This window comes from Candidatus Dormiibacterota bacterium (assembly GCA_035635555.1).
Lineage (GTDB): Bacteria > Acidobacteriota > Polarisedimenticolia > Gp22-AA2 > Gp22-AA2 > Gp22-AA3.
The window spans coordinates 1-9203 of the sequence record DASQAT010000034.1; the positions used below are offsets into that span (position 1 = coordinate 1).

Here is a 9203-nt window from a genome sequence, read left to right on the forward strand (position 1 = left end):
TCGCGGCGGATGAAATCGGCCAGCAGAAGGAGAAACACGGCGAATACCACTTGCAGCGGATCGCCCACAATCTCTATCAACAATGCGGTCCAGGCCGGTGACAGTAGGATTGCCGTTACAAAAAGGCATTGAAACAGCAGATTCAAGGGACGCAGGAAGCGAATTACAGGCACTGTCAGGCGAAACCAGAAAACAAGCATCGCCGCCCAGGCCAGCACGGCAATGAAGTCATACTGACTGGCTATTTCACCCAACGGTGACAACAGAGTGCCCAAAAGCGAACGCCGGCAGAAATCGGGTCCGTAGTGCGATGCCCAATAAGCAGCCCAATAGAAATCCAAGCCCGTTTTGAGCTGCGGCGGGCGGATGGAGAATTGCAACCACAGAAGTGCGGCAGCCAGAGCCAAAGGCAGGTAGAGGAATTTCTTGGAGTCGGCCATAGAGGCTCCGTGGCGGAGAGATCTCCGGACAGATCACCTGGTGGAGTTTATCAGATGGGCATGCCGGCTTGGGGGTGGCTGGGTGCTGGTCAAGTTTTACCAGTGCCGGTGGCTGCGTCATGGGTGATCCCTTGGAAGCGGCGAGGCGGAAGGCGGAGAAAACCTAAGAGAGGCGGACCCATCATCGCAGCGGCCGCGCACGGCGCCGCTATGCCTGGGCGGACCCGCTACGCCGGGTGTTTGCGGTGGACGCGGCGTTCGTAGAATCGAATCGTCGCTGTCCTGACCTTTGCTTTGAGAGCTACCTGCCCAATGTGACCGAGTACCCGTTTCGGGCGAGGTACTTCAGCGGATCGCTCATGGCGCGGCGCCCATGGGCGCCGCGTCTGCGGTCACTGCCCTGCCCTCTCTTCCGCCTGCCATCCGCCCCCGAGCGCTCGATAGAGGTTCACCACCGCCACGAGCTGGTCGCGGCGAGTCTGCGCAAGGCCGATCTCGGCGGGAAACAGCTGCTGCTGGGCCTCGAGCACCTCGAAATAGGCCGAGAGGCCCGAGGCATACCGTACACTCGCCAGGCGCACGGCCTCCTGGTACGCGGCCACGGTGCGCGCGCGCTGCCGCTCGGTCTCGACGAGCTTCGTCCGATCCGCGAGGGCTCGTGAGACCTCGCCGAACGCGTTGGCGGCGGCCCCTTCGTACTCGATCCGCGCTTGCTGCCACCGCGCCTGCGCCGCCTCGTAGCTGCGCTTGATCCGTCCGCCCTGGAAGATCGGGCCGAGCAGATCGGCGCCGAGACTCCAGGTCTTGCCCTGCGAGAAGACGTCGTGGAGCTCCGGGCTGACGTTGCCGAAGAAGCCGGTGAGGCTCAGTCGCGGGAAGAAGTCGGCCTTGGCCGCGCCGACGCCGGCGTTCGCCGCGATCAGGACCTGCTCTGCCTGCCGGACGTCGGGCCGCCGCTCCAGCAGCGTCGAGGGCAACCCGGCGGGGACCTCCGGCGGGAGCGCGGTGAGCGGCCCCTCGCGCGGAATCGGTTGCGGGTTCCGGCCGAGCAGGAAATTGATCCGGGTCTCCAGGGCCACGATCGCGCGCTCGATCTCGGGGATCTGCGCGGCGACCTGCGCCAGCGACGCCTCGGCGCGCGCCGTTTCCAGGGCGGAGGCCGCTCCGCCCTCGAGCCGGCGGTTGAACAGGTCGTAGGTGCCCTGGAAGGCGGTGGTCGTGCTCTTGGCGATCTCGAGCTCGCGATCGAGCTCGCGCAGGTCGATGTAGGCGATGGCCACGTCCGAAACGAGCGACAGGAGGACGCCGCGGCGCCCCTCCTCCGTCGCGAGGTATGCGGCGAGGGCCGCCTCGTTCAGTCGGCGGATGCGCCCCCACAGATCCAGCTCCCAGGAGAACCCGGCGTCCACCGTCCAATGGGTCTGCGTCTCCCCGGAAGGGTTGATGATCTGGTCGGGGCGCGCGCGCTGCCATCCGACCTCGTAATCGACGGTTGGAAATGACTGTGAGCGGGCGATGCCGAACCGGGCCCGCGCCTCCTGCACCCGGGCGGCGGCGAGCCGAGCGTCGAAGCCGTTGCGGATCGCTTCTTCGATGAGACCCTTCAGGATCGGATCGTCGAAGATATCCCACCAGGGGACGTCGGCGAGCGAGCGCGCTTCGGCGGCGCGCTCGTCGGCGTAGAAGCGCTCGGGCACCGGCAGTGATGGACGCTTGTAGTTCGGGCCGATAGCGCAGCCGGCGAGCGCGAGGCCGAGCAAGACCGTCGCGGCAGACCGTCGCGCGCGGCGTCCCATGCCCTAGGCCTTCGCGGGCGCCGGGGGCGCATCCGGCGGCGTCGTCGCGTGCCTTCGCTCGGCGCCGGACAGGCGCTGGACGGCGACGAACAGGACCGGGATGAGGAAGACCGCGATCCCGGTCGCGGCGAGCATCCCCGAGATGACGGTCGTGCCCAGGATGCGGCGGCCGGCCGCCCCCGCACCGCGCGCGGTCCACAGCGGCAGGCAGCCGAGGATGAACGCGAACGACGTCATCAGGATGGGACGCAGGCGAAGCCGTGCACCCTGGAGGGCTGCGTCCACCAGGGACTCTCCGCGTTCGAAGGCGTCCTTCGCGAACTCCACGATCAGGATGGCGTTCTTGGCCGCCAACCCGATCAGCATCACGAGGCCGATCTGTCCGTACACGTCGAGCGCGAGCCCTCGGCCATAGAGGCCGAGGAAAGCGCCGACGACCGCAACGGGCACCGACAATAGCACGCTCAAGGGGAGCGACCAGCTCTCGTAGAGGGCGGCCAGGATGAGGAACACGAAGCCGAAGGAGAGTCCGAACACCGTGGCGGCGCGGCCCGCGGCCCGCCGCTCCTGGAAGGAAAGGTCGGCCCAGTCGTAGCCCATCTCCGCGGGCAGCACTTCGTGCGCCACCTCCTCGAGGGCGGCCATGGCCTGCCCCGAGCTGTAGCCGGGCGCGGGCTGGCCGGTGATCTGGGCGGCGCGGAACAGGTTGAAGCGCTGCGTGTACTCGGGCCCGAAGCTCCGCCGCGACGTGACGACGGTCGAGAGCGGGAGCATGTCCCCGTCGTTGTTGCGGACGTAGAAGCGGCCGATGTCCTCCGGGACCACGCGATCCTCGGCCTCCGACTGCAGGAAGACGCGCCATTGGCGGCCGAAGCGGTTGAACTGGTTCACGTAGACGCCCCCGAGGAAGGCCTGCAGCGTCAAGTAGACGTCGGCCACCGCGACGCCCTGCTTGAGCACCTTGTCGCGCTCGACGTCGGCGTAGACTTGAGGGACGCCCGCGCGGAACGTGGAGTTGACGCCGGCAAGCTCGGGACGCTTCCGCGCCGCCTCCAGGAACTTCTGGAGACTGTCATTCAGGAGCTCGATGCTCCCGCCGCTTCGATCCTGCAGCCAGAACGAGAACCCGCCGGCATTGCCGATGCCCGGAATCGCGGGGGGCGCGAACGCGAACGCGATGGCCTCGGGAACCTGCGCATGGAGCGCGCGATTGAGCGAGGCGAGGAGCTCCGCGGAGGAAAGGCCCGGGGCGCGCCTTTCGTCCCACGGATCGAGCGGCACGAAGAAGAACGCGGTGTACGAGGCCGACGTGCGCGTGAGGAGGCTGAAGCCGTTGATGGTGACCGAGCTCCGCACGCCTTTGGTCTCCTTGAGCATGCCCTCGATCTTCCGGGTCACCTCGTCCGTCCGCTGCAGTGAGGCTGCGTCGGGGAGCTGCACGTTCATGAGGAGAAAGCCCTGATCCTCATCTGCGATGAACCCTGTCGGCAGGAGCCGCCCGAGGCCGCCGGCGAGGACGGCGAAGCCGGCCAGGATCGCGAGGCTCAACGCCGTCTTGCGGACGAGTCCGTGGGACAGGCGCACGTACCCCTGCGTCGCCCGCGTGAAGCCGCGGTTGAACGCGCCGAAGAAGCGTCCGAGCGGCCCGCGGGACTCCCGTCGCGGCCGCAGCAGGAGGGCGCAGAGCGCGGGCGAGAGGCTCAGCGCATTGAAGGCGGAGATCACGACGGCGATCGCGATCGTGACCGCGAACTGCTGGTTGAGCCGTCCCTGAATCCCTCCAATGAGTGCTATCGGGATGAAGACGGCGGACAGGACCAGGGCGATCCCGACCACCGGGCCCGAGACCTCGGACATGGCCTTGAGCGTGGCGTCGCGCGGCGAGAGCCCTCCCTCGATGTGGTGTTCGACCGCTTCCACGACTACGATCGCGTCGTCCACGACCAGACCGATGGCCAGGACGAGCGCAAAGAGCGAGAGCGTGTTGATCGAGAACCCGAGGAAGGGGAAACACGCAAACGGCCCCACGAGCGACACCGGCACCGCGATGAGCGGGATGAGCGTGGCGCGCCAGTTCTGGAGGAACACGAAGACGACCGCGATCACGAGGAGCGTCGCCACCACGATGGTGATGACGATCTCCTTGATGCCCTCCGTGACCGGAAGCGTGGTGTCGAGGCTCACCGCGTACTCCATGTCGCCCGGGAAACGGGCCTGGAGCTCGCGCATCGTCTTCTTGGCCCCATCCGCCACGGCGAGGGCGTTGGCGCCGGGAGCCTGGAACACCGCGACCAGGGCGCTCGGACGGCCGTTGAAGCGCGAGGACTGGTTGTAGGTCACGGCGCCGAGCTCGATCCGCGCGACGTCCTTGAGCCGCACCGCCGACCCGTCGGGCGTGAGTCGGACGACCACGTTGCCGAACTCCTCGGCCGTGATCAGCCGCCCTTGCGATCGCACGGTGTAGGTGAGCTCCTGTCCGGGCGGCGCCGGCTCCGCCCCGATGCGGCCCGAGGGGTTGACCGTGCTCTGCTGCTGCACGGCCCTCAACAGATCGGGGACGGTCAGACCCAGCTTCGCGAGCTTGTCCGGCTTGACCCAGATCCGCATCGCGTACTCGGCGATACCGAAGTTGACGACCTGGCCCACTCCGTTGACCCGGTACAGGGCGTCGTTGACGTTGATGACCGCGTAGTTGCCCAGGAAGATCGAGTCGTAGCTGCCCTTGGGAGAGTAGATCGCAAAGACCAGGAGCGGGAGACCGACAGTGCTCCGGTAGGTGAGGCCATACTGGTTCACGTCCGCCGGGAGGTTCGGCTGGGCCTGCGCCACCCGGTTCTGCGCGTTCACCTGGTCGATGTTGACCTCGGTCTCCACGTCGAACGTGACCGACAGAGTCATCGTGCCGTCGCTCGCGTTCGTGGACTGGAGGTAGAGCATCTTGTCCACGCCGTTCATCTGCTGCTCGAGCGGCGTGGCCACCGACTGCTCGATCGTCAGCGCGTCGGCGCCCGTGTACGTGGTCTGGATCTGGATGACGGGCGGAATGATGGACGGGTACTGCGCGATCGGCAGGCCGATCATGGACACCAGACCCAGGATCACGGTCAGGATCGCGATGACGATCGCGACGATCGGCCGGTCGACGAAGAACCGCGTCATGGGCTCGCACTCGGCGTGGGGCTCCTGGTGGGTGCCGGCTTCGCCGTGACCGGCATGCCCGGCTTCAGGAATTGCAGCCCGGAGACGATGACGTTCTCGCCCGCCTTCACTCCCTTCTCGACGACCCACAGATCGCCGGTGCGCGGGCCCAGCTCGACGGCGCGAATCTCCACCTTTCCATCCGCGCCCACCACGGTGACGCGCGCCCCGCCCTGCAGTTCCGTCACGGCGCGCTGTGGAACGACGAGCGCGCCCGGCCGGACGTCCAGCTCCGCGCGGACGCGGGCGTACTGTCCGGGCCGGAGGATGTTGTGCGGATTCGGGAAGAATCCCTTGATGGTGAGCGTGCCCGTTTTCACGTTCACTTCCCGGTCCACGAGGACCGCCTTCCCCGGCTCGGGGAAGGTGCTCCCGTCCTCGAGGATCAGCTCCAGGGCAGGACCGCGCTCCGTCGTCGCGTAGTTCGTGCGGTTGATGCGCACGGCGCGGTCCATGTACTCGCGCTCGGAGATTCCGAACGTCACCCGGATCGGATCGACGGTCGAAACGGTGGTCATGACCGTCTGCGTGTTGACGAGGTCGCCGACCTGGGTCTTTGCGATGCCGACGATCCCCTCGATAGGAGACGTGACGCTCGTCCAGCCGAGGTTGAGCGCCGCCTGATCCACCGCCGCCTTCGCCGCCGCAAGCCCTCCTCGCCCATCGCTCTCGGCCGCCAGCGCGTTGTCCAGCTCCTGCTGGCTGATCGCCTGCTCGGCGGCCAGCGGCGTGAAGCGCTCCACGTCCTTCGTGGCCTTCGCGAGCTGCGCCTCCGCCCGGGCGAGCGTGCCGCGCGCCTGCTCCAGGGCCGCCTGGAACTGACGCGGATCGATCTTGAAGAGAGGATCGTTACGCCGGACGAACTGTCCCTCCTTGTAGAACTGCCGGAGAAGGTACCCCTCGACCTTCGGCCGGATCTCCGCGTTCACCGACCCGTCGAGTGTGCCGATCCACTCGCCCACGACCGGCACGTCCTTCTGCACGACCGGAACGACGAGGACCTCGGGCGGCGGAACCGGCGGTGCCTGATTGCCTGCGCAGGCGGGTGCGATCAGAAGGCCCGCCAGGACCAGCGCGACGTCGGCGGCGAGGTGCGAGCGACGGCTAAGCGTCATCATTTTCCCTCAGCGGCTGCGCAGGCGGCGCGCCGCCACCGAGCGCCTCCCTCGTGGTCGCCGTAGCCATGGGCGATTGAGCGAGCATTCTAGGCCCGGAGAGGGCCATTCCGTCAACCTCGATCCGAAGCTCCCCCCTGATGGGAACAGGGAGGTCGAGCCGATCAGGCGATGCGACCGGAGGATTACCGTGCCGATGCGTGCCGCTCGGGCTTCGGGGCCAGGCTGAGAAGGTAGTCAACGAGGTCCCAGGTCTCCTCGGGCTTCAGATTGTCGGCGAACGAAGGCATGGGCGTTCCATTCAGCCCGGTCATCAAGACCCGATACAGATCGGCGGCCGTATCGCCCGACTTGTAATGCCCGATCGTGAAATTCGTCGGAGAGATGGAGTTGCCCCAATCGTCCTTGAGATCTTTCGCTGCCGTGCCGTCTCCCCGTCCGGTCTCGCCATGGCAACTCGCGCACCCGAGATTCTCGTACTGTGCCGCCCCCCGCTTGACCGCATCGGCGCTGCGCGGCGGCTCGGCGGGGATCATGAGCGGCGCCGAAGGAGGTTCTTTCCCCCACCTCGGGCTGAAGAGCTGAATGTACGCGATAACGTCTCTTCTGGCGCGCGGCCCGATGACGAACCAGGACGGCATCACCGTCCCATAGACTCCCTTCTGGAGGGTGCGGTCGATGTCTTCGACGGTGGGCAGGGACCCGGTTGCCGTCGAACGCCATTTGAACGTTCCCTGCCGGAAGTCCCGCGGCCTGGGAGTCAATTGGTCGGCGGCATCCCCGGCGCCGTCTCCGTTCTTGCCGTGACAGGAAAGGCAGTAGCGCTGATAGACCACCTTCCCATGCTGCGGATCCCCGGACCTCGTTTCGGCCCGGAGAGGTGCGACCGTAACCGCCAGGAGGAGCAGAGTCGCCACCGAACCGAGCTGTCTCATTGATCCTCCTCTCAAAACGCGACGTCGACGCCGAGAAAGATCCTGTCGACACGCTCGTCGAGGCCTCCGACCGCCGTTCCCTTGATCTGCTGTGTCGAGTACTCCGCCTGCAGGGCATACTCGGCGCGGTAGGTGGACTCCACCGTGTGCCGGATCCCGACCGTGTAGGCGTCCTGATCGTCGAAGGTCTTCTCCTTGCTGGGATCCGCCTGTTGCCGATTCCGGATCGCGTCGACGCGCGCGAATGCCAGCGTCGAAAGGGTGGCCGAATAGCCGAACTCCAGGAACCCTCCGCTGAACGTGCCGTCGCGGCTCGCGCCCGGAATGAGATCCCTGTCGTCCGCCCCGCGTGCGGCGACCAGCACGATGTGCAGGGGCTTGGCCAGCGGTCCCAGCCAGAGATGACCTTCGACACCGTACTTCGAGGAGGCCCTGAGGTCGCTCCCGGTTCCGGAAACAGGAAGGCCGCTCAGAGTCTTGAAGCTGGTCGGCAGCCGGCTGTACAGGCCGAAGACGCCGACCTGGACCGCCGATACCCGGTCGCTGTCCGGAACCCATTCGTGCGTGGCGTGCAGGTACGCACCCGGGCTGTCGAAGGCGCTCTCGGCTCCGCCCTGCTGGCTGAAGACCGAGACGGCGACCCGGTTGCGACCGCCGCGATCGTGGCCGAAGTATTCGATCCCTCTTTTCTCGAACCCCAGGTTGATGAGCGACGCCGACCCCGGCGCGTGATAGCCGTAGATGAGAAAGCCCACGCCAGAGAGACTCCAGGAGCGAATCGCCGAGTGGGGCGTGTCGGGCTCGGAGTCTCCCAGCTTGAAGTTGAGCCAGGACGTGTCCAGGAGGTTGTTGAATCGGACCCACAGCTCGGGAATGAATGGAGACAGGTTCGGGACGTCCACGAGATAGGTTGCAAACGACACCCGGTCGGTCAGGGCCCCTCCCATGAACAGACTGGCGGAGCCCCACGTGACGTCGCCGCTCTTGAGGTCGGTCATCCCCTGGTCGGTATTCTGATGCGTCTTCTTCAAGTACTCATAGTGCGGCTTGGCAATGAGCGAGAGCGGGAAGTAGCTCGGGTGTGTCGTGATCAGGTTGTCCCGGCCGAGCCCGAACCGGTACCCGTTGTCCCTGAACTCCCGGCCGACGTTGTTCAGCACGGGCCAGGCCTCGTGGCACCCGGTGCACGCCATGCCGTACTTGCGGGCGAACGCCGGCACCGCCTCTGCCCGACCCGTCGCGAGCAGGAAGCCGATCAGGAAGAGAGCACCGACGATCAGCCGACGGCCAGCGAGCTTCGGGAGCATCTCCACGAGGCACCTCCTCTTGCGTGTCAGCCCCGGAATGGATCGTCTCACTCACCGACGAAGTAGATCTCGAAAAACGTCGGTCATATTGAAGAGAGGTCGTCGCGCAGGTATTGACGAATCGTGCGGTTCGTTGTCGAAAATCGGCGGACAGGATCGAGATGAGATGCCGGCCATTCACCATGAGTCCTGCCTAGAAGTGATGTCGACGTTGCCAGGTGCCGGGCGGGACACCGACGACTTCCTTGAAGACTCGCGAAAAGTGACTCTGCTCGGTGAAGCCGGTGGCCAGGGAGATTTCGGCGAGCGATGAAGCGCCCTCCCTTAGAAGGTCCTGTGCTCGTTCGATTCGGAGGTTCAACTGCCACTTGTGTGGCGAAATGCCCATGGACACCTTGAAGGCCCGGCCAAA

The 9203-nt window shown here is 66.3% G+C and carries 7 protein-coding genes; all 7 read right to left on the reverse strand.

All coding sequences use genetic code 11. The annotated features are described in order from the left end of the window. On the reverse strand, positions 1-440 hold a 440-nt coding region (locus VEW47_08745), incomplete at its 3' end, for a hypothetical protein (GenBank protein ID HYS05267.1). 392 nt (positions 441-832) lie between these two features. Further along, positions 833-2236 carry an efflux transporter outer membrane subunit gene (locus VEW47_08750; protein ID HYS05268.1) on the reverse strand — a complete coding sequence of 468 codons (1404 nt, stop codon included), beginning with the start codon at positions 2234-2236 and terminating at the stop codon, positions 833-835. A gap of 3 nt (positions 2237-2239) precedes the next feature. Beyond that, complete coding sequence (locus VEW47_08755) at positions 2240-5395, reverse strand: multidrug efflux RND transporter permease subunit (GenBank protein HYS05269.1); 3156 nt, start codon at positions 5393-5395, stop codon at positions 2240-2242. Continuing rightward, a complete protein-coding gene (locus VEW47_08760; GenBank protein ID HYS05270.1) occupies positions 5392-6552 on the reverse strand; it encodes an efflux RND transporter periplasmic adaptor subunit in 1161 nt (386 codons plus the stop codon). Before VEW47_08760 ends, VEW47_08755 begins: the two co-directional genes overlap by 4 nt. Positions 6553-6734: 182 nt before the next feature. After that, the gene (locus VEW47_08765) at positions 6735-7484 is read right to left on the reverse strand and encodes a c-type cytochrome (GenBank protein ID HYS05271.1); all 750 of its coding nucleotides are present in this window, start codon (positions 7482-7484) and stop codon (positions 6735-6737) included. A gap of 11 nt (positions 7485-7495) precedes the next feature. After that, entirely contained in the window at positions 7496-8797 is a 1302-nt protein-coding gene (locus VEW47_08770) for a hypothetical protein (GenBank protein HYS05272.1), read from the reverse strand. Positions 8798-8984: 187 nt separating this feature from the next. After that, the coding region (locus VEW47_08775) for an AraC family transcriptional regulator (GenBank protein ID HYS05273.1) at positions 8985-9203 on the reverse strand (219 nt) is incomplete at its 5' end.

Coding starts and splice junctions, on each gene's coding strand:
- VEW47_08750 (HYS05268.1), bottom strand. CDS start 2,236: ATGGGACGCCGCGCGCGACGGTCTGCCGCGACGGTCTTGCTCGGCCTC.
- VEW47_08755 (HYS05269.1), bottom strand. CDS start 5,395: ATGACGCGGTTCTTCGTCGACCGGCCGATCGTCGCGATCGTCATCGCG.
- VEW47_08760 (HYS05270.1), bottom strand. CDS start 6,552: ATGATGACGCTTAGCCGTCGCTCGCACCTCGCCGCCGACGTCGCGCTG.
- VEW47_08765 (HYS05271.1), bottom strand. CDS start 7,484: ATGAGACAGCTCGGTTCGGTGGCGACTCTGCTCCTCCTGGCGGTTACG.